This window comes from Duffyella gerundensis (assembly GCF_001517405.1).
Taxonomy (GTDB): domain Bacteria; phylum Pseudomonadota; class Gammaproteobacteria; order Enterobacterales; family Enterobacteriaceae; genus Duffyella; species Duffyella gerundensis.
Window position 1 is genome coordinate 2,539,811 of the sequence record NZ_LN907827.1, and the last position, 21,264, is coordinate 2,561,074.

Annotated in this window: 15 protein-coding genes; all 15 read left to right on the forward strand. The window is 58.3% G+C overall.

Annotation, left to right across the window (positions count from 1 at the left end; translation table 11 throughout):
• Positions 1-209 precede the first annotated feature (209 nt).
• The 15 genes from EM595_RS11815 (at position 210) to EM595_RS11890 (ending at position 21,244) form a co-directional block, all read left to right on the forward strand.
• Positions 210-1,433, forward strand: coding sequence for an MdtA/MuxA family multidrug efflux RND transporter periplasmic adaptor subunit (locus tag EM595_RS11815; RefSeq protein WP_067432127.1), 1,224 nt, complete (start codon positions 210-212; stop codon positions 1,431-1,433).
• Positions 1,433-4,555 (forward strand): MdtB/MuxB family multidrug efflux RND transporter permease subunit, encoded by a 3,123-nt coding sequence (locus tag EM595_RS11820; RefSeq protein WP_067432130.1) that lies wholly within the window; start codon positions 1,433-1,435, stop codon positions 4,553-4,555. The genes EM595_RS11815 and EM595_RS11820 overlap by 1 nt, the downstream gene beginning before the upstream one ends.
• Complete coding sequence (mdtC, locus tag EM595_RS11825) at positions 4,552-7,623, forward strand: multidrug efflux RND transporter permease subunit MdtC (protein WP_067432133.1); 3,072 nt, start codon at positions 4,552-4,554, stop codon at positions 7,621-7,623. Before EM595_RS11820 ends, mdtC begins: the two co-directional genes overlap by 4 nt.
• Positions 7,624-7,663: 40 nt before the next feature.
• The gene (mdtD, locus tag EM595_RS11830; RefSeq protein WP_067435433.1) at positions 7,664-9,073 is read left to right on the forward strand and encodes an MFS transporter; all 1,410 of its coding nucleotides are present in this window, start codon (positions 7,664-7,666) and stop codon (positions 9,071-9,073) included.
• On the forward strand, positions 9,070-10,449 hold the full coding sequence (baeS, locus tag EM595_RS11835) for an envelope stress sensor histidine kinase BaeS (protein WP_067432134.1): 1,380 nt from the start codon (positions 9,070-9,072) through the stop codon (positions 10,447-10,449). Before mdtD ends, baeS begins: the two co-directional genes overlap by 4 nt.
• Positions 10,450-10,461: 12 nt before the next feature.
• Entirely contained in the window at positions 10,462-11,169 is a 708-nt protein-coding gene (baeR, locus tag EM595_RS11840; protein WP_067432135.1) for an envelope stress response regulator BaeR, read from the forward strand.
• Between the two features lie 94 nt (positions 11,170-11,263).
• Positions 11,264-12,616 (forward strand): prephenate-dependent tRNA uridine(34) hydroxylase TrhP, encoded by a 1,353-nt coding sequence (gene trhP, locus EM595_RS11845; protein WP_067432136.1) that lies wholly within the window; start codon positions 11,264-11,266, stop codon positions 12,614-12,616.
• Between the two features lie 256 nt (positions 12,617-12,872).
• The gene (gene yegS, locus EM595_RS11850) at positions 12,873-13,772 is read left to right on the forward strand and encodes a lipid kinase YegS (protein ID WP_067432137.1); all 900 of its coding nucleotides are present in this window, start codon (positions 12,873-12,875) and stop codon (positions 13,770-13,772) included.
• Between the two features lie 429 nt (positions 13,773-14,201).
• The gene (locus EM595_RS21295; RefSeq protein ID WP_067432160.1) at positions 14,202-14,531 is read left to right on the forward strand and encodes a hypothetical protein; all 330 of its coding nucleotides are present in this window, start codon (positions 14,202-14,204) and stop codon (positions 14,529-14,531) included.
• Between the two features lie 86 nt (positions 14,532-14,617).
• Positions 14,618-14,950, forward strand: coding sequence for a hypothetical protein (locus tag EM595_RS20885; RefSeq protein WP_082691662.1), 333 nt, complete (start codon positions 14,618-14,620; stop codon positions 14,948-14,950).
• A gap of 301 nt (positions 14,951-15,251) precedes the next feature.
• Complete coding sequence (manD, locus tag EM595_RS11870) at positions 15,252-16,466, forward strand: D-mannonate dehydratase ManD (protein ID WP_067432165.1); 1,215 nt, start codon at positions 15,252-15,254, stop codon at positions 16,464-16,466.
• Positions 16,467-16,475: 9 nt separating this feature from the next.
• On the forward strand, positions 16,476-17,486 hold the full coding sequence (locus EM595_RS11875; RefSeq protein WP_067432168.1) for a Zn-dependent oxidoreductase: 1,011 nt from the start codon (positions 16,476-16,478) through the stop codon (positions 17,484-17,486).
• Positions 17,487-17,645: 159 nt separating this feature from the next.
• Positions 17,646-18,929: an MFS transporter gene (locus EM595_RS11880; RefSeq protein ID WP_067432171.1), complete on the forward strand. Its 1,284-nt coding sequence runs from the start codon at positions 17,646-17,648 to the stop codon at positions 18,927-18,929.
• Positions 18,930-18,977: 48 nt separating this feature from the next.
• Positions 18,978-20,441, forward strand: a complete 1,464-nt coding sequence (locus EM595_RS11885; RefSeq protein WP_067432173.1) for a mannitol dehydrogenase family protein — start codon at positions 18,978-18,980, stop codon at positions 20,439-20,441.
• Between the two features lie 116 nt (positions 20,442-20,557).
• Positions 20,558-21,244, forward strand: coding sequence for a GntR family transcriptional regulator (locus EM595_RS11890; RefSeq protein WP_067432175.1), 687 nt, complete (start codon positions 20,558-20,560; stop codon positions 21,242-21,244).
• Positions 21,245-21,264 lie beyond the last annotated feature (20 nt).

Genomic DNA, 21,264 nt, shown 5'->3' on the forward strand with positions numbered 1-21,264 from the left:
AAGCGCGTCTATCAGCGTAGCAAAGAAAGCCGCTTTCCTTGCACGGGCGGATTGATAATACGTGCCAGATTATGAATACTTCCCGCGCCGCAGCCGTTATCCTTAATTCCTTCATCTTCTGGCCGCTATCGCTGGCTACACTACGTATTTCGGTCGGCAGCGGCGTCGCCTGGATTGCCTGAATTCTTTGCTGGAGAGCAACAGATACAATGAATGCCCAACCCCGTTTTCCCAAAAAAATCTTGCTGCTGGTGCTGCTGATCATCGTTGGTTTTGGCCTCTATTTTTACTGGCACAACAGCAGCGGCACGGCGGCAAAACCCGCGGCTGAATCACGAGCCGGGAAAGGCGGCGGCCGGGCGAATCGTCCGCTGGCGCCGGTGCAGGCCGCCACGGCGCAAACGCAGAGCGTGCCGCAGTATCTTACCGGCCTGGGCACGGTCACTGCCGCCAATACCGTAACCGTGCGCAGTCGGGTCGACGGGCAGTTGATGGCGCTGCACTTTACCGAAGGCCAACAGGTGCAGGCCGGGCAGCTGCTGGCGGAGATCGATCCGCGCGCCTGGCAGGTTGCGCTCACTCAGGCGCAGGGACAGCTGGCGAAAGATCAGGCGACGTTAGCCAACGCCCGTCGCGATCTGGCGCGCTTTGAAAAGCTGATCAAAAACAATATGGTCTCGCAGCAGGAGCTGGATACGCAGCGCTCGCTGATTGCCGAAACGCTGGGCACGCTGAAGGCCGATCAGGGCAATGTCGCCAGCGCGGAACTTAACCTGAGCTACAGCCGTATCACCGCGCCGGTCGCCGGCCGGGTTGGTCTGAAGCAGGTCGACGTCGGTAATTACATTACCAGCGGCGACACCACCGGCCTCGTGGTGATCACCCAAACGCATCCTATCGATGTGCTGTTCAGTCTGCCGGAAGAGAACATCAGCGCCATTTTGCAGGCGCAGAAAAGCGGCACAACGCTGCTGGTTGAAGCCTGGGATCGCAACAATAAAAATCTGCTCGCCAGCGGCACGCTGTTGAGCCTCGATAACCAGATCGATGTCACCACCGGCACCATCAAAATCAAAGCACGCTTTGAGAACCAGCAGGACACGCTATTTCCCAACCAGTTTGTCAATGCGCGCCTCAAGGTCAACACATTACAGGATGCGGTCGTGATCCCGGTCGCGGCATTGCAGATGGGCAACGAAGGCAACTTTGTGTGGGTGGTAAACAGCGACAATCAGGTCAGTAAAAAAAGCGTGAAGGCGGGACCGCAGGATAATCGCCAGGTGGTGATAGATGCCGGCCTGCAGGCGGGCGACCGCGTGGTCACTGACGGCCTCGATCGTCTGACCGAAGGTGCTAAGGTGGAGATCATCGCCGCGCAAAGCACGCCGATCGCCTCCAGCCGTGCCACGCAGCCCGCGAAAGGAGCCCATTGATGGAGGTCATGCCTCAGGACAACAGCGGCGGGCCTTCACGTCAGTTTATTCTGCGGCCGGTTGCTACCACGCTGTTAATGGTGGCGATTTTACTGGCTGGTGTCCTTGGCTACCGCTTTTTACCGGTCTCCGCCCTGCCGGAGGTCGACTATCCCACGATTCAGGTGGTCACGCTTTATCCCGGCGCCAGCCCCGATGTGGTGACCTCGGCGATCACCGCGCCGCTTGAGCGCCAGTTCGGCCAGATGTCCGGCCTGAAGCAGATGGCGTCGCAAAGCGCCGGTGGCGCATCGGTGGTCACGCTCCAGTTTCAGCTGACGCTGCCGCTGGACGTGGCGGAGCAGGAAGTGCAGGCGGCGATCAACTCCGCCACCAACCTGCTGCCCAACGATCTGCCTAATCCGCCGGTGTACAGCAAGGTGAACCCCGCCGATCCGCCGATCATGACCCTGGCCGTCACCAGCACCAGCATGGCGATGACTCAGGTGCAGGATATGGTGGAAACCCGCGTGGCGCAGAAAATTTCCCAGGTCAGCGGCGTTGGCCTGGTCACGCTTTCCGGCGGCCAGCGCCCGGCGGTACGGGTAAAAATGAATACCTCCGCGCTGGCAGCGCTGGGCCTGAGCAGCGAGCAGGTGCGCACGGCGATTGCCAATGCCAACGTCAATTCAGCAAAAGGCAGCCTTGACGGCCCGGAGCGCTCGATCACCCTCTCCGCCAACGATCAGATGAAATCGGCGGAAGATTATCGACAGCTGATCGTCAGCTACAGCAACGGCGCGCCGGTGCGCCTTGGCGATGTCGCCAGCGTGGAACAGGGTGCAGAAAACCGCTGGCTCGGCGCGTGGGCCAACCGCCAGCAGGCGATTGTGCTTAACGTCCTTCGCCAGCCCGGCGCCAACATTATCGATACCGCGGACAACATCCGCGCCATGCTGCCCGCACTGACCGCGTCGCTGCCCAAATCGGTAGAGGTCAAGCTGCTGGCCGACCGCACCACCAACATTCGCGCCTCGGTAAACGATACGCAGCACGAGTTGCTGCTGGCGATGGCGCTGGTGGTGATGATTATCTACCTGTTTCTGCGTAACGTTCCGGCCACCATTATTCCGGCGGTGGCGGTGCCACTGTCGCTGGTGGGCACCTTTGCCGTGATGTATCTGCTCGATTTCTCGGTGAATAACCTGACGCTGATGGCGCTGACCATCGCCACCGGTTTTGTGGTCGATGATGCCATCGTGGTCATCGAAAACATTTCGCGCTACATCGAGAAAGGCGAAACGCCGATGACGGCGGCGCTGAAAGGCGCGGGTGAGATCGGTTTTACTATTATCTCGCTGACCTTCTCGCTGATTGCGGTACTGATTCCGCTGCTGTTCATGGGCGATGTGATTGGCCGCCTGTTCCGCGAATTTGCCGTGACGCTGGCGGTGGCCATTCTGATCTCCGCTATCGTTTCGCTGACCCTGACGCCGATGATGTGCGCGCGCATGCTCAGCGCCGAATCGCTGCGCAAGCAGAACCGCTTCTCCCGCGCCACCGAAGCGCTGTTTGAACGGGTGATTGCCGCCTATGGCCGCCTGCTCAGCCGCGTGCTGAACCATCCGTGGCTGACGCTCGGCGTGGCGTTCGGCACCATGGTGCTTACCGTGCTGCTGTGGATCCTGATTCCGAAAGGCTTTTTCCCGCAGCAGGATAACGGCATTATTCAGGGCACCCTGCAGGCGCCGCAGTCGGTCTCTTACAGCAACATGGCGCAGCGCACCCAGCAGGTCGCCTCGATCATCATGAAAGATCCCGCGGTAGAGAGTCTGACCTCTTTCGTCGGCGTGGACGGCACCAATCCGGCACTGAACAGTGGCCGTTTGCAGATCAACCTCAAGCCGCTGGATCAGCGCGATGAGCGCATTCCCGAGGTCTCAGCGCGCCTGCAGCAGGCGGTGGCCGCCGTGCCGGGTGTGCAGCTCTGGCTGCAGCCGGTGCAGGATCTGACCATCGATACGCAGGCCAGCCGGACACCTTATCAGTTCACATTGCAGACCGGTTCGCTGGAATCACTGAGTAAATGGGTACCGGCGCTGCTGGAGAAGCTGGCCGCGGCACCGCAACTGCAGGAAGTGAGCAGCGACTGGCAGGATCGCGGGCTGGAAGCCTATGTGCGCGTCGATCGCGACAGTGCCAGCCGTCTCGGTATCAGCATGTCCGACGTCGATAACGCGCTTTATAACGCTTTTGGCCAGCGCCTGATCTCCACCATTTACACGCAGGCCAGTCAGTACCGCGTGGTGCTGGAGCAAAATAATGAACAGACCCCGGGTTTGGCCGCTCTGCAAACCATTCGTTTAACCAGCAGCGAAGGCGGCAGCGTGCCGCTCAGCGCCATTGCCCAGGTCGAGCAGCGGCATACCGCGCTGACCATCAATCATCTCGATCAGTTTCCATCGACCACCTTCTCTTTCAACGTGGCGCCCGGTTATTCGCTGGGTGAAGCGGTGGCAGCGGTCACGCAGGCAGAGCAGGATCTGGCGATGCCAGCGGATATCATGACCGAGTTTCAGGGCAGCACGCTGGCGTTTCAGGCGGCACTGGGCAGCACGCTGTGGCTGATTGTGGCGGCGATCTTTGCCATGTATATCGTGCTCGGCGTGCTGTACGAGAGCTTTATCCATCCGATTACCATTCTTTCCACGCTGCCCACAGCGGGCGTCGGCGCGCTGCTGGCGCTGATGCTGAGCGGCCATGAGCTCGATATCATCGCCATCATCGGTATTATCCTGCTGATCGGGATCGTGAAGAAGAACGCCATCATGATGATCGACTTTGCGCTGGCCGCTGAACGCGAACAGGGCATGCCGCCGCGCGAGGCGATTTTCCAGGCCTGCCTGCTGCGTTTTCGCCCGATTCTGATGACCACGCTGGCGGCACTGCTCGGCGCGTTGCCGCTGATGCTGAGCACCGGCATCGGCGCTGAGCTGCGCCGCCCGCTGGGTATTGCCATGGTGGGCGGGCTGATCCTCAGCCAGGTGCTGACGCTGTTTACCACGCCGGTGATTTACCTGCTGTTCGATCGCCTGGCACGCGCCACGCGCCGCCGCTTCCGCAGCGTGGAGGCGAAGTCGTGAAGTTTTTTGCGCTGTTTATCCACCGTCCGGTCGCGACGCTGCTGTTAACGCTGGCGATTGCGCTGGTTGGCCTGCTCGGCTTCCGCATGCTGCCAGTGGCACCGCTGCCGCAGGTGGATTTCCCTGTGATTCTGGTATCCGCTTCGCTGCCGGGAGCCTCGCCGGAAACCATGGCGTCGTCGGTGGCAACGCCGCTGGAGCGCGCGCTGGGTCGCATCGCCGGGGTCAGCGAAATGACCTCCACCAGCTCGCTGGGCAGCACGCGCGTGATCATGGTGTTTGATTTTGAGCGCGACATCAACGGCGCCGCGCGCGACGTACAGGCGGCAATCAACGCCGCGCAGAGCCTGCTGCCCACCGGCATGCCGAGCCGCCCCACCTACCGCAAAATCAACCCGTCCGATGCGCCGATCATGATCATGACGCTGACCTCGGATGTGTACAATCCCGGCCAGCTGTACGATTACGCCTCAACGCAGCTGGCGCAAAAGCTGTCGCAAATCAACGGCGTTGGCGATGTCACCGTCGGCGGCAGTTCGCTGCCTGCGGTACGCGTCGCGCTTAACCCACAAGCGCTGTTTAATCAGGGTGTGTCGCTGGATGCGGTGCGCCAGTCGATTACCGATGCTAACGTGCGGCGTCCGCAGGGCGCAGTGGAAGACAACCAGCAACGCTGGCAGTTGCGTACTAACGACGAGCTAAAAACCGCCGCCGATTACATGCCACTGATCGTCCACTACAACAACGGCGCGGCGGTAAAGCTGCAGGATGTCGCCACCGTGGAAGATTCGGTGCAGGATCTGCGTAACGCCGGTATGTCCAGCGGCGAACCGGCAATCCTGCTGATCATCCGCAAATCGCCGGATGCCAACATTATCGATACCGTGGATCGCATTCGCCAGCAAATGCCGGAACTGCACGACATTATTCCGGCGGCAATCTCGCTGGATATCGCACAGGATCGCTCCCCCACCATCCGCGCCTCGCTGCACGAAGTGGAACAGTCGCTGGTGATTGCGGTGATTCTGGTGATCGCGGTGGTGTTTGTGTTCCTGCGTTCCGGCCGCGCCACGCTGATTCCTGCCGTTGCGGTGCCGGTATCGCTGATCGGTACCTTTGCTGCCATGTACCTGTGCGGTTTCAGCCTGAATAATCTGTCACTGATGGCGCTGACCATCGCCACCGGCTTTGTGGTCGATGATGCCATTGTGGTGCTGGAGAATATTGCCCGCCATGTTGAAGCGGGCATGAAACCCCTACCTGCGGCGCTACAGGGGGTCCGTGAAGTCGGTTTTACCGTGCTCTCGATGAGCCTGTCGCTGATTGCGGTATTTTTCCCGCTGTTAATGATCGGCGGGCTGATTGGCCGCTTTTTCCAGGAGTTTGCCATTACGCTGTCGGTGGCGATCGTCATCTCCCTGTTTATCTCGATTACGCTGACGCCGATGATGTGTGCCCGCCTGCTGAAACCACAGACGGAAAAACAGGCGCCACGCGGCTTTACCCGGCTGTTGGCTCAGCTGCAACAGGGCTATGGCCGGTCATTGCAGTGGGTGCTGAATCACAGCCGCTGGACCCTGCTGGTGTTACTCGCCACCGTGGCGCTCACCGGCTGGCTGTTTGTTTCCATTCCCAAAACCTTTCTGCCTGAGCAGGATACTGGCCGCCTCAACGGCTTTATCTCTGCCGATCAGAGCATCTCGTTTCAGGCAATGCGCGGCAAGCTGCAGGACTTCATGCGCATTGTGCATGCCGATCCGGCGGTGGAGAGCGTGGTGGGCTTTACCGGCGGATCGCGCACCAACAGCGGATCGATGTTTATCTCACTGAAGCCACTGAGTGAACGCAAAGAAAGCGCCCAGCAGGTGATCGCGCGGCTGCGTGAGGCGCTGGCAAAAGAGCCGGGCGCCAGCCTTTACCTCTCGGCGGTGCAGGATATTCGCGCCGGGGGCCGTGAAGCTAACGCCAGCTATCAGTACACGCTGTTGTCGGACGATCTCGATGACTTACGCACCTGGGAGCCGAAGATTCGCCAGGCATTTTCCGCCCTGCCCGAGCTGGCCGACGTTAACTCCGATCAGCAGGACAAAGGCAGCGAAATGGCGTTGATCTACGATCGTGCCAGCATGGCGCGCCTCGGCATTGACGTTGCCGACGTCAACGGTTTGCTGAATAACGCCTTTGGTCAGCGGCAAATCTCCACCATTTACCAGCCGCTGAACCAGTACAAAGTGGTGATGGAGGTGGATAACCGTTACACCCAGGATATCAGCGCGTTGCAGCAGATGTTTGTAATCAACAAAGAGGGCAAGGCGATTCCGCTGTCGTGGTTTGCCAGCTGGCAGCCCGCCAACGCGCCGCTGTCGGTGAACCATCAGGGCCTGTCAGCGGCTTCGACCATCTCGTTTAACCTGCCCGATGGCGTGGCGCTCTCCGCGGCCTCAGACGCTATCGACCGCAGCATGACCGCGCTAGGCGTGCCTTCCAGCGTGCGCGGCAGTTTTGCCGGTACTGCTCAGTTATTTGAGCAGTCGCAAAGCAGTCAGATCTGGCTGATTCTCGCCGCCATTGCCACGGTTTATATTGTGCTGGGCATTCTCTACGAGAGCTATGTTCATCCGCTGACCATTCTGTCGACGCTGCCGTCAGCGGGTGTAGGCGCGTTGCTGGCGCTGGAGCTGTTTGACGCGCCGTTCAGCCTGATCGCCCTGATTGGCATTCTGCTGCTGATCGGCATCGTCAAGAAAAACGCCATCATGATGGTCGATTTTGCGCTTGAGGCGCAGCGCCGCGACAATCTCAGCTCGCGCGAGGCGATTTTTCAGGCCTGTCTGCTGCGCTTCCGTCCGATTCTGATGACCACGCTGGCGGCGCTGTTGGGCGCGCTGCCGCTGGTGCTCTCCTCCGGTGACGGCGCTGAACTGCGCCAGCCGCTGGGCATCACCATTGCGGGCGGGCTGATCATGAGCCAGCTGTTGACGCTGTACACCACGCCGGTGGTCTATATCTATATGGATAAACTTCGTCGGCGGCGGCCTGCGCTTTCCCCTCATCAGGCCAACCCATGAGCAACGGGCCACGGCCCCTGAATCAACGGAGGACTTCATGATGAATACTCAGCCGGCGACGGTGCGCTGGCAGCTGTGGATTGTCGCGTTTGGCTTTTTTATGCAGACGCTGGATACCACCATTGTTAATACCGCCCTGCCCGCCATGGCGCGCGATCTCAATGTTGATCCGCTGAATATGCACTCGGTGATCGTCTCTTATGTGCTGACCGTGGCGATCATGCTGCCGGTCAGCGGCTGGCTGGCGGACCGCGTCGGCGTTCGTAACGTGTTCTTCAGCGCCATTGTGCTGTTCAGCCTCGGTTCGCTGCTCTGCGCGCTGGCCGGCACGCTGGATCAACTGGTGATGGCGCGCGTGGTTCAGGGTATTGGCGGCGCCATGATGGTGCCGGTTGGCCGCCTGACGGTAATGAAGATTGTGCCGCGCGATCAATACATGGCTGCGATGACCTTTGTCACGCTGCCGGGACAGATTGGCCCGCTGGTTGGCCCGGCGCTGGGCGGCGTGCTGGTTGAGTATGCCAGTTGGCACTGGATCTTCCTGATTAACCTGCCGGTCGGCATTGTGGGCGCCATCGCCACGCTAAAGCTGATGCCCAACTACCGCATGAAAACCCGGCGCTTTGACTTTCTCGGCTACCTGATGATCGCCGCCGGGATGGCCACGTTGACCCTGGCACTGGATGGCCAACACGGCAGTTCAGGCCCGGCGCTGCTGCCTGGCGTGCTGATTCTGGTGGGCATCTTTTCGCTGCTGTTCTATCTGATGCATGCCCGCAACAACAACAATGCGCTGTTCAGTCTGCGACTGTTTGAAAATCGCATCTATTCTATTGGCCTGCTGGGCAGCCTGACCGGCCGCATCGGCAGTGGCATGCTGCCCTTTATGACGCCGCTGTTTTTGCAGCTTGGTATGGGTTATACGCCGTTTCACGCCGGGCTGATGATGATTCCGATGGTGCTCGGCAACATGGGCATGAAGCGCGTGGTGGTGCAGATCGTCAACCGCTTCGGCTACCGTCACGTGCTGGTCGGCTCCACCATTGCGCTCGCCGCCGTGGTGGCGCTGTTTCCGCTGGTAGCGCTGTTGGGCTGGACCTGGGCGCTGCCGGTGGTGCTGTTTCTGCAGGGCATGGTTAACGCCATTCGTTTCTCCTCGATGAATACCCTGACGCTGAAAACGCTGCCGGATGAACTCGCCTCGAGCGGCAACAGCCTGCTGTCGATGATCATGCAGCTGTCGATGAGCATCGGTGTGACCGTGGCGGGTCTGTTGCTGGGCGCCTTCGGCCATCCGGCCGTTGCCGACAGCGGCGCCGTGCATCACACCTTTGTTTATACCTATCTCTGCATGGCGGTGGTGATCGTGCTGCCCGCGCTGGTGTTCTGGCGCGTGCCTTCCGATATCGGCGCGAACGACGTGCTGCCGCGCCGGGGTAAATCCGTATGAATGCGCTGCGTTTAGGCATCAGCGGCAAGCTGTTTCTGGCCATTTTCTCCACCTGCATGCTGGTGCTGATCACTATGCACTGGGGCGTGCGCCTGAGCTTTGAGCACGGCTTTGTCGATTACATCAAGCGCGGCAACGAACAGCGCCTGCAAATGCTCAGCAGCGCGCTGGCCGAACAGTATGAGCAGCATGGCAACTGGGATTTTCTGCGCAACAACGATCGGCTGGCCTTTGGCATCCTGCGCTCACTGGAGCAGAACCCTGACAGCAGCAGCCAGTTACCGCCGCACGGCTGGCGCACGCAGTTCTGGATTATCGATCAGCAGTACCGCGTGCTGGTTGGCCCGCGCTCGCCGGTGCCGCCGGAAGGTTCACGGCAAAAAATCACCACCAGCAATAAAAAGGTGGTGGGCTGGGTGATCGGCTCGCCGCCGGAGCGACTGACGCGCAGCACTGATATCAACTTCGATCAGCAGCAGCGACGTACCAGCTGGCTGATCGTTGGGCTCTCGACGCTGGTGGCGGCGCTGGTCACCTGGCTCATGGCGCGCGGTCTGCTGGCGCCGGTCAGACGGCTGGTTGAAGGCACGCACCGGCTGGCGGCGGGCAATTTCTCCAGTCGGGTGGAAGTGGGCAGCCGCGATGAACTTGGTCAGCTGGCGCAGGATTTTAACCTGCTGGCCGGTTCGCTGGAAAAAAATGAGCAGATGCGTCGCGCCTTTATGGCTGACATTTCTCATGAGCTGCGCACGCCGCTGGCGATCCTGCGTGGCGAGCTGGAAGCGATGCAGGATGGTGTGCGTAAACTGACGCCGGAGGCACTCGCCTCGCTGCAAATGGAAGTGACCACGCTGACCAAACTGGTGGACGACCTGCACCAGCTGTCGCTCTCCGATGCAGGCGCGCTGGCCTACCGTAAACAGCAAACCGATTTGGTGGCGCTGGTTGAACTGGTGGCGGGCAGCTTTCAGTCGCGTTTTGCGGCACATTCGCTGCGGCTGACGCTGGATCTACCCGACGAAGCGCCGTTTTTTGGCGATGCCGATCGCCTGATGCAGCTGTTCACCAATCTGATGGAGAACAGCCTGCGCTACACCAACAGCGGCGGTGAGCTGCGCGTCAGTCTGCACCAGACAGGTTCACGCTGGCAGCTGCGCTTTGCTGACAGCGCGCCGGGCGTGGAAGAGCATCAGCTGCACCACTTGTTTGAACGTTTTTATCGTACCGAAAGCTCACGCAATCGGGCCAGCGGCGGGTCAGGTCTGGGCCTGGCGATCTGCAAAAATATCGCCGAAGCGCACGATGGCACGCTCTCTGCGACGCACTCTGATTCAGGTGGACTGGAAATCACGCTAGACTTGCCCTATCTCCCCTGACGAAGTGACAATATGAGCCAGCAATATTATGAACCGCTGATCCTGGTGGTGGAAGATGAACCCAAGCTTGCCCAGCTGATGATCGATTATCTTCAGGCGGCGAATTTCCGTACCCACCACATCGCCCGCGGCGATGAGGTGATTGACTCTGTGCAACAGACGCCGCCCGATCTGCTGCTGCTTGATTTGATGCTGCCGGGCAAAGATGGCCTGTCGATTTGTCGCGATATCCGCCGTTTTTCCGAGCTGCCGATTATTATGGTGACGGCAAAAATTGAGGAGATCGACCGGCTGCTGGGGCTGGAAATCGGTGCCGATGATTACATCTGTAAGCCGTTCAGCCCACGAGAAGTGGTGGCGCGGGTCAAAACCATTCTGCGCCGCTGCAAGCCAAAACCGGAAGAAGTGGCCCAGGCTTCGCTGCTAAAAATTGATGAAAGCCGCTTTCAGGCGAGCTGGCGCGAACAGCCGATCGATCTCACGCCCGCTGAGTTTCGGCTGCTGAAAACGCTGTCGCTGGAACCGGGCAAGGTCTTCTCCCGCGAGCAGCTGCTGAACCACCTTTATGATGATTATCGCGTGGTCACCGATCGTACCATCGACAGCCACATCAAAAACCTGCGGCGCAAGCTGGAGCTGCTGGATGCCGACCAGCCGTTTATCCGCGCGGTATATGGCATGGGCTATCGCTGGGAAGCGGATCTCTGTCATTTGATCTGACGCATTGCTTTTTCACCCTGCCCCTATTTAAAATCCCTGCCTTTTGTGGGGCGACTCGATCGCCCCTGCTGACCTGACATCAGACTGAGACATTATGTTTAAACCGGAACTGCTCTCTCCGGCCGGGACGCTGAAAAACATGCGTTATGCGTTTGCCTATGGCGCAGACGCGGTATATGCCGGCCAGCCACGTTACAGCCTGCGCGTGCGAAACAATGAATTTACCCATGAGAATCTGGCTATCGGTATCGCCGAGGCGCATCAGCTAGGCAAAAAATTCTACGTGGTGGTCAACATCGCGCCCCATAACGCCAAGCTGAAGACTTTTATCCGCGATCTGGCGCCAGTGATCGCCATGCAGCCAGACGCCCTGATCATGTCCGATCCCGGCTTGATCATGCTGGTGCGTGAGGCCTTCCCCCAGATGGCGATTCATCTGTCGGTGCAGGCCAACGCGGTAAACTGGGCGACGGTGAAATTTTGGCAACAGATGGGGCTGACGCGGGTGATTTTGTCGCGCGAACTGTCGCTGGAGGAGATTGCGGAGATTCGTCAGCAGGTGCCGGAGATGGAGCTGGAAATCTTTGTCCACGGCGCCCTCTGCATGGCCTATTCCGGCCGCTGCCTGCTGTCCGGCTACATCAATAAACGCGATCCCAATCAGGGTACCTGCACCAACGCCTGCCGTTGGGAATACAAGGTGCAGGAAGGCAAACAGGATGATGCGGGCAATATCGTTCATCAATATCAACCCATTCCGGTCACCACCGTTGCACCGACGCTGGGCGAAGGCGCGCCGACCGATCGGGTATTTATGCTGGAAGAGGCGATGCGTCCCGGCGAATACATGCCTGCCTTTGAGGACGAGCACGGCACTTACATCATGAACTCCAAAGATCTGCGTGCCGTGGCCCACGTAGAGCGGCTGAGCCAGATGGGCGTGCATTCGTTAAAAATCGAGGGTCGCACCAAATCTTATTACTACTGCGCACGCACGGCGCAGGTCTATCGACGAGCCATTGATGACGCGGCGGCCGGCAAGCCCTTTGACAGCAGCCTGCTGGATACGCTGGAAGGCCTGGCGCATCGCGGTTATACCGAAGGATTTTTACGTCGTCATACCCATGACAGCTACCAGAATTACGAGCGTGGTCATTCGGTTTCCGAGCGTCAGCAGTTTGTCGGTGAGTTCAGCGGCCAGCGCCGTGGCCCGCTGGCCGAAGTGGCGGTGAAAAATAAGTTCAGTCTGCATGACAGCCTTGAGCTGATGACGCCACAGGGCAACGTGAACTTTGTGCTGTCACAGATGGAAAACGCCAAAGGGGAAAGCGTTGAGGTGGCACCGGGTGACGGTCATCGCGTGTGGATTCCTCTGCCGGAAGATGTGCCGCTGGATTACGCGTTATTGATGCGCAACCTGCAAAATGGTAACAATCGCAGCGTGTGACGGTCGTTTCATTAAGGATTTAGAATGCGGTCACAAACTTCAACAGCACAATTCGTTATTATTGCGTCTGCTTCCAACGAGCAATAACGAAGGCAAGCTTTAAGCTCCACCTCATTCGCCCGCCCGGCTCCCCCGTGCGGGTTTTCTTTTTTGTCGCCTCGCCATCCGCATTCTATAAATAGATTATCCCCATGTGTCTCTTTCCTGGCCTGTGCTATAACCTCATCATGATTCATGCGTGAACAAGGAAATAAGAATGGAAAATGGCTCACTGACGCTCATTATTCTCAATGGAAAAGGCGCGGGCAATGACGAACTGCGCGAGGCGATTAGCACGCTGCGGGAAGAAGGTTTTGATATCGCCGTGCGCGTGACCTTTGAGTCGGGTGATGCGCTGCGTTACGTCGAAGAGGCGATCGCGCTAGGCGCTGCCACCGTGGTGGCAGGCGGCGGCGATGGCACCATTAATGAGGTCGCTACCGCGCTGGCACAGCGTGAACCACGCGATTATCCGGTGCTTGGTATTTTACCGCTGGGCACCGCTAACGATTTCGCGACCAGCGCCGGCATTCCTGAAGAGATGGAAGCGGCGCTGCGTCTGGCGCTACGCGGCAAGGCGACCAAAATCGATCTCGCTCGGGTCAACCAGGATCGCTATTTTATCAATATGGCGACCGGTGGTTTTGGTACGCGCATCACTACCGAAACGCCGGAGAAGTTAAAGTCGGCGCTGGGCGGCGTGTCTTACTTTATTCACGGCCTGATGCGCATGGATCAGCTGAAAGCCGACAGCTGCAAAATTGAAGGTCCGGATTTTAGCTGGCAGGGTGACGCGCTGGTGATCGGTATCGGCAATGGCCGTCAGGCTGGCGGTGGTCAGCGGCTCTGCCCGCAGGCGTTGATCAACGACGGGCTGCTTACCCTGAGCGTGGTGACTTCGCAAGAGTTGCTGACGACGCTGCTGCACTCACTGACCAGCGATGATGAAAACCCCAACGTGGTCACGACCTCACTGCCGTGGCTGACCATCCGTTCGCCCAACGAGATGACCTTTAACCTCGACGGCGAGCCGCTTTCCGGCACCGAGTTTCGCATTGAGGTGATGCCAAAAGCGCTGGCATGCCGTTTGCCACCGCAATGTGAGTTATTGGCATAGTTGTTCTGCCTGGCAGGCAGCCTGGGTTAAGGTCAACGGCTATTTCTTCCGCCTGTAAGGCGGCTTTTTAAGGTCAATGTCTTAAGGTCAAAGGCCATTTCGTTCTGCCTGAAGGCAGCCCGTTAAGTGCCAGGTCAATGGCTATTTCGTTCTGCCCTTCGGGCCGCCCGTTAAGTGCCAGGTCAACGGCTATTTCGTTCTGCCCTTCGGGCCGCCCGTTAAGTGCCAGGTCAACGGCTATTTCGTTCTGCCCTTCGGGCCGCCCGAGCAGGGGCGGCAGTCGCCCCGCCCCTGCACCCCGGCTATCCGGCAAACACAACCGCCCGCTCCGCGGGTTCCTTCGTCAATTCACATTTCTTCACGGACCAGTCGCGATTCGCTCCTGCTCAACGCTCCCTTGTCCCGCCATCCATGGCGGAACATCCTAAAATGTTCATCTCCTCAGCGGTGGTGATGCCTCCTCAAAGTCAAAACCCAGGTCAAAACCTAAAAAACCTAAATAAAGAACAAAGGACAAAGGACAAAGGACAAAGGACAAAGGACAAAGGACAAAGGACAAAGGACAAAGGACAAAGGACAAAGGACAAAGGACAAAGGACAAAGGACAAAGGACAAAGGACAAAGGACAAAGAATTTAACTTTAATAAAGCGCTTCAAATTTTAATTGAAAGCTACAACCTCCTGAACTTCTATACAAATATGGCGTTATTCAATTCTCATTTTTTTATCTTTAGATACAAAAGATTGTGGACAAACTAGCTGATTGGATAGGTAATTTTTAATTAGCTTTTAGCTTTTAGCTTTTAGCTTTTAGCTTTTAGCTTTTAGCTTTTGGCTTTTGGCTTTTGGCTTTTGGCTTTTTGGCTTTTTGGCTTTTTGGCTTTTTGGCTTTTTGGCTTTTTGGCTTTTTGGCTTTTTGGCTTTTTGGCTTTTTGGCTTTTGGCTTTTGGCTTTTAGCTTTTGGCTTTTGGCTTTTGGCTTTTGGCTTTTGGCTTTTAGCTTTTAGCTTTTTAAGAGTCTTTCATCTTTTCGATTTTGACCTGGGTTTTGACCTTGAGGAGGCATCACTACCGCCGAGGCAAAAGCGTTTTCCAGGGCGAGCCGCAGGGAAGCGGCGAGAAGGCGCGCTGAGCTGGGAGCGAATCGCGCCTGGTCCGTCAGGAAAAGGGTTTTGCTGAGGGAACCCGCGCAGCGGGCGGTTGTGTTTGCCGGATAGCGCGGGTGCAGGGCCGGTGCGACTGCCGGCCCTGCTCGGGCTGCCTTCAGGCAGAACAAAATAGCCTTTGACCTGGCTTTTGACCTGGCCCTTAAAAAGGCCGCCTGCAAGGCAAAACGCCCTGCAGCCGTCTGCGCAACACTCCCCGCCTGACTGGCGCCCCCCATTTTGTGAATCTCTTCACATCTCTGCAACACCAACTTGTATGGTAGTATTTATGCGCGTATTTTTTCATCATTGATCGCAGCGATAAGGCGCTAAAGATGAAAATTGTTAAAGCGGAAGTGTTTGTCACCTGTGCGGGCAGAAATTTTGTCACCCTGAAAATCACCACCGATGAGGGTTTAACTGGCGTCGGTGATGCCACGCTCAACGGGCGTGAACTGCCGGTGGCTTCTTACCTGAAAGATCACGTTTGTCCGCAGCTGATCGGCCGCGATGCCCATCAGATCGAAGATATCTGGCAGTTCTTTTATAAAGGCGCCTACTGGCGTCGCGGTCCGGTCACCATGTCGGCTATTTCGGCGGTGGATATGGCACTGTGGGATATCAAAGGCAAAGCCGCCAATATGCCGCTGTACCAGTTGCTGGGTGGCGCTTCGCGCACCGGCGTGATGGTCTATTGCCACACCACCGGCCACAGCATCGACGAAGTGATGGACGATTACGCGAAGCATAAAGAGCTGGGTTTCAAAGCAATTCGCGCCCAGTGCGGCGTGCCAGGGATGAAAACCACCTACGGCATGGCCAAAGGCAAAGGGCTGGCCTATGAGCCCGCCACCAAAGGCAACTGGCCGGAAGAGCAGCTCTGGTCCACGGAAAAATACCTCGATTTTACGCCGAAGCTGTTTGCCGCTATTCGCGATCGTTTCGGCTTTGACGAGCATCTGCTGCATGACATGCACCATCGCCTGACGCCGATCGAAGCAGCGCGTTTTGGCAAGAGCGTCGAAGATTATCGCCTGTTCTGGATGGAAGATCCGACCCCTGCCGAGAATCAGGAGTGCTTCCGCCTGATCCGCCAGCATACGGTGACGCCCATTGCCGTCGGCGAAGTGTTCAACAGCATCTGGGATTGTAAACAGCTGATCGAAGAGCAGCTGATTGACTATATCCGTACCACCATCACCCATGCTGGTGGCATTACCGGCATGCGCCGTATTGCCGATTTTGCCGCGCTTTATCAGGTGCGCACCGGTTCGCACGGGCCGTCCGATCTGTCACCTGCCTGCATGGCCGCCGCGCTGCATTTCGACCTGTGGGTACCTAACTTCGGCGTGCAGGAGTACATGGGCTATTCCGAGCAGATGATGGAACTGTTTGATGCCAGCTGGAGCTTTGATAATGGCTATATGCATCCTGGCAACAAGCCTGGTCTTGGCATCGAGTTCAATGAAAAGCTGGCCGCTAAATATCCCTATGAACCCGCTTATTTGCCGGTCGCTCGCCTGGAAGATGGCACCCTGTGGAACTGGTAAGGAGGCAAAATGAAAAGTGTGGTGATTGAACGTCCCGGCGAACTGCAACTGGCGCAACGCGCCGATCTCCAGCCCGCGCACGGCGAGGTGCGCGTTAAGGTGAAGTTTGCCAGCATCTGTGGATCCGATGTGCATATCTGGCACGGCCACAATCCGTTTGCCAAATATCCACGCGTGATTGGCCATGAGTTTTTTGGCGTGATCGATGCGGTGGGCGACGCGGTTGACAGCCACCGTATCGGCGAGCGCGTGGCGGTGGATCCGGTGGTGAGCTGCGGCCATTGCTATCCCTGCTCGGTGGGCAAGCCCAACGTCTGCAGCACGCTGCAGGTGATCGGCGTGCATCGTGATGGCGGCTTCAGCGACTACGCGGTGGTGCCCGCCGCTAACGCCTATCTGCTGCCGGACAACATTCCTGACCGACTTGCCAGCCTGGTGGAACCTTTCACTATTGCCGCCAACATCACCGCTTATCTGCAACCCCAGCCGCAGGACACCGCGCTGATTTACGGCGCAGGTCCCATGGGACTGACCGCGATTCAGGTGCTGAAAGGCGTTTACGGTGTAAAACGCGTGCTGGTTGTCGATCGCCTGCCGGAACGCCTGCAGCTGGCGATGGAAAACGGCGCCGATCGAACCTTTAATAACGCGGACATCCCACTGGCGGCGCAGCTGGAAGGCGTGCAGCCCACGCTGATTATCGATGCCGCCTGCCATCCTTCAATTATGGCGGAAGCAGCGGCGCTGGCCTCGCCGGCTGCGCGTATCGGCCTGCTCGGCTTTTCCGGCGAGCCATCAACCATTACGCAGCAGAGCCTGACCAGTAAAGAGCTGTCGCTGTTTACCTCGCGGCTCAACAGCAAGCGGTTCCCGCAGGTAATCGGCTGGATGGAGCAGGGGCTGATTCAGCCTGAAAAGCTGGTAACGCACTATTTTCCGCTGCACGACATCGAACAGGCGATGACGCTGTTTGAAAAAGATCCGCGCACCTGCTGCAAGGTGATTTTGCAGATGTCGTAATACTCGCTCAACCCTGGGCAAACAGGCCGAATCGCTTCGGCTCAACACAACAACAAACGCCTCATATTCTTCAGGTTGCGGACCACGCTGGCATCCACGCGCCGGGCGCGTCCGCACGCTGAATAATGAAGGGGTTGAACAGTCGATGACGGAGTTTCTATGTTTAAGAATCTACGCTGGACCCTCGTACTGCTGCTTTTCCTGGTGTACATGATCAACTATCTCGATCGCGTGGCGCTGTCACTGACGGTGCCGATGATCGAGAAAGATCTGCTGCTCAACGCTGAGCAGTTCGGCCTGATCTTTGGCAGCTTCTTCTTCGGCTACGCCATCTTTAACTTTGTTGGCGGCCTGGCGACCGATAAGTTCGGCCCAACGCTGGTGCTCGGCCTGGCGGTGGGGCTGTGGTCGCTGTTCTGCGGCCTGACTGCGGTAGCCACCGGCTTCTGGTCGATGCTGATCCTGCGCGTGCTGTTCGGGATGGCCGAAGGGCCGATCTGCGCCTCGGCGAATAAAGCGATCAACGGCTGGTTTCCGAAGAAACAGGCGGCCACCGCCATGGGGCTGCTCAGTGCCGGTTCGCCTTTGGGTGGCGCTATTGCTGGCCCGATTATCGGCTATCTGGCGCTGGGCTTTGGCTGGCGTCCGGCGTTTGTCATCATCTGCCTGATTGGCGTGGTGTGGATGGCGGCGTGGTTCTTTATTGCCGCCGACAACCCGGCGAAAAGCAAGCGTGTCTCGGCGGAAGAGCGTTCGTTGATTGAACGCCTGAAGGCGGAGCAGCAAACTGCGGCGGAAGAAGCCAGCGAAGCGTCGCACGGTCTCGCGCACTATCTGCGTCAGCCGATCATCCTCGTTACCGCCTTTGCTTTCTTCTGCTACAACTACATTTTGTTCTTCTTCCTGAGCTGGTTCCCGGCCTATCTGGTGCAGGCGCACGGCCTGGATATCAAGGCGATGAGCATCACCACCATGATCCCGTGGATCGTCGGTTTTGTTGGCCTGGCGCTGGGCGGCTGGATTTCCGATAAAATCTTTAACATTACCGGCAAGTTACTGCTTTCCAGAAAAATTGTGCTGGTGTTCTCATTAATGGCGGCGGCGATTTGTGTCGCGCTGGCGGGAACGGTAAAAGAGGTCAACTCTGCGGTTATCATGATGTCGGTGTCGATCTTCTTCCTCTACATCACCGGTGCCATTTACTGGGCGATTATTCAGGACGTGGTGCATAAAAGCCGGGTCGGCAGCATCAGCGGCTTTATTCATCTGGTCGGCAGCCTGTCCGGCATCATCGGCCCGGTAGTCACCGGCTTTATCGTGCATCATACCGGCAAATTCGACAGCGCCTTCGTGCTGGCGGGCGTGGTCGCCGCGGTCGGTGCGCTGCTGGTGCTGTTTGTGATTAAAGAGCCAAAAGCCACGACCAAACCCGTTTCGATTTAACCTGACCCGGGCGCGCCCGTCGCGCCCCTGTTGTAAAAAGGATGAACTATGTTGGCCGTCGATAAGCTCCCCTCTTCCACGCTGTTGCCAGGTTACGATCGTTCCCGCCTGAAAACCCGCATGCTGCACATCGGCTTTGGTGCCTTTCACCGCGCGCATCAGGCGGTCTGCAGCGATAAGCTGGCCAGTGAGCATCACAGCGACTGGGGATACTGCGAAGTAAACCTTAACAGCGGTGAGTTGATCGCCGCACTACGTGAGCAATCCCTGCTGTACAGCGTGACCGAACTGGCCGATGACTCACGCCATACGCGGGTGGTTGGCGTCATTACCGCCGCGCTGCACGGCAAAGGCGACGGCATTGAGACGGTGATTGAGGCGATGTGCCAGCCCGATATCGCTATCGTCTCAATGACGGTAACGGAAAAAGGCTACTGCTATCAGCCAGCAACCGGTCAGCTGAACCTGCAGCATCCCGATATTCAGCATGACCTGGCGCACCCACAGCAGCCGGTTTCCCTGCCCGGCGTGATTCTGGCGGCGATTGCCCGACGCCATGAGCGCGGCCTGCCGCCGTTTAGCGTGATGTCCTGCGACAATATGCCGGAGAATGGCCACGTCACGCGCAACGTAATTCTGCAGCTGGCACAGGCGCAGGATGCGCAGCTGGCGACCTATATCGCCGACGCGCTGACCTTTCCTTCCACTATGGTGGATCGCATCGTGCCTGCCATGACCGATGAGGCGCTGACCTCGCTGAGCGAGACGCTGGGTAGCTACGATCCGGTGGCGGTCTCCTGTGAGCCTTTTTTCCAGTGGGTGATCGAAGACAATTTTGTCAACGGTCGTCCGGCCTGGGAGAAAGCGGGTGCCGAGCTGGTCAGTGACGTGCTGCCGTTTGAAGAGATGAAGCTGCGCATGCTCAACGGCAGCCACTCATTTCTCGCCTACCTCGGCTACCTTGCCGGTTATGAACACATCAGCGACTGCATGGCGGACGGCGATTTCCGCCTGGCGGCGCGTAAGCTGATGCTGGATGAACAGGCACCGACGCTGCGCACGCCGAATGTCGATCTGGTGGCCTACGCGGATTCGCTGCTGGCGCGTTATGAAAATCGCGCCATTAAACACCGCACCGGACAGATTGCCACCGACGGCACGCAGAAGCTGCCGCAGCGCTGGCTGGACAGCATTCGCTGGCACATCACGCAAGGCAGCGCGTATCCGCTGCTGGCGCTCGGCGTGGCAGCGTGGATTCGCTATGTCGGTGCCGTTGACGAACAGGGCAACGCCATTGAGGTGCGTGATGCCATGAAGAGTGAACTGGCAGAGCGCGTGGCGGCCAGTGCAGAAGGCGAAGCGCGGGTCGCAGCGCTGCTGGGCATCGAATCAGTATTTGGTGAGGATTTGCCGCACAACGCCGATTTTGTCGCGCAGGTAAATGATTGTTATCAGCAGCTACTGCGTCAGGGCGCGCGGGCCACGGTGGCGCAGGCGGTGGCAAACGGCTGAAACGGAAAGCGCTGGCGCTGGCGATAAGGGCTGTTTAGACTAGCGGTGCCCGTTTGGGCACCCTTTTTTTATCAAAGCAGGCTCTGTTGCCGCCAGCCACTATAGGGATGTTGCGCATGTCGATTGCCTATACCATTACGGCTTCTGAGCCGGTCAATCAGCAGATCTATCGCTATCTGCGTCAGGAGATTGTCACCTGCATTATTCCTCCCGGTTCGCTACTGTCGGAAAAAGAGGTCTCCGCGCGGTTTGATGTCTCACGTCAGCCGGTGCGGGAAGCCTTTATCAAGCTGGCGGAAGCGGGCCTGGTGCAGGTCCTGCCACAGCGTGGCACCTTTGTGCGTAAAATCTCTGCCCGTCGGGTGGCCGATGGCCGTTTCATTCGCGAAGCGGTGGAAATAGCCGTGGTGCGCCGCGCCGCGCTGGAAGCCACGCCGGTGGCGCTGCTGGCGCTGCAGCAAAATCTTGACCTGCAGGCGCTGGCCGCCCAGCGCAACGACATTCAGGGATTTTTAGCACTGGATGACGCCTTTCACCGTCTGATTGCCGAAAGCATCGATTGCGCGCTCGCCTGGGAAACGGTGGAAAACATCAAAGCCACCATGGATCGCGTGCGTTTCCTGACGCTGAGCAAGGTGTCGCCGCCGGAAAGCCTGATTGAACAGCATCGGGAAATCTACGCGGCAGTTGCGGCGCAGGACGCCGATGCCGCCGAGCTGGCGATGCGTCGCCATTTGCAGGAAATGATCTTTTCCATCACGCCTATCTCCGAACAAAACAGCGAGTGGTTTGAGCAACACTAATCAACGGGAGCCAGTCTGCT

Coding starts and splice junctions, on each gene's coding strand:
- mdtD (WP_067435433.1), top strand. CDS start 7,664: ATGAATACTCAGCCGGCGACGGTGCGCTGGCAGCTGTGGATTGTCGCG.
- EM595_RS11890 (WP_067432175.1), top strand. CDS start 20,558: ATGTCGATTGCCTATACCATTACGGCTTCTGAGCCGGTCAATCAGCAG.
- EM595_RS11875 (WP_067432168.1), top strand. CDS start 16,476: ATGAAAAGTGTGGTGATTGAACGTCCCGGCGAACTGCAACTGGCGCAA.
- EM595_RS11885 (WP_067432173.1), top strand. CDS start 18,978: ATGTTGGCCGTCGATAAGCTCCCCTCTTCCACGCTGTTGCCAGGTTAC.
- EM595_RS11815 (WP_067432127.1), top strand. CDS start 210: ATGAATGCCCAACCCCGTTTTCCCAAAAAAATCTTGCTGCTGGTGCTG.
- baeS (WP_067432134.1), top strand. CDS start 9,070: ATGAATGCGCTGCGTTTAGGCATCAGCGGCAAGCTGTTTCTGGCCATT.
- EM595_RS11820 (WP_067432130.1), top strand. CDS start 1,433: ATGGAGGTCATGCCTCAGGACAACAGCGGCGGGCCTTCACGTCAGTTT.
- EM595_RS11880 (WP_067432171.1), top strand. CDS start 17,646: ATGTTTAAGAATCTACGCTGGACCCTCGTACTGCTGCTTTTCCTGGTG.
- manD (WP_067432165.1), top strand. CDS start 15,252: ATGAAAATTGTTAAAGCGGAAGTGTTTGTCACCTGTGCGGGCAGAAAT.
- yegS (WP_067432137.1), top strand. CDS start 12,873: ATGGAAAATGGCTCACTGACGCTCATTATTCTCAATGGAAAAGGCGCG.
- baeR (WP_067432135.1), top strand. CDS start 10,462: ATGAGCCAGCAATATTATGAACCGCTGATCCTGGTGGTGGAAGATGAA.
- trhP (WP_067432136.1), top strand. CDS start 11,264: ATGTTTAAACCGGAACTGCTCTCTCCGGCCGGGACGCTGAAAAACATG.
- EM595_RS21295 (WP_067432160.1), top strand. CDS start 14,202: ATGTTCATCTCCTCAGCGGTGGTGATGCCTCCTCAAAGTCAAAACCCA.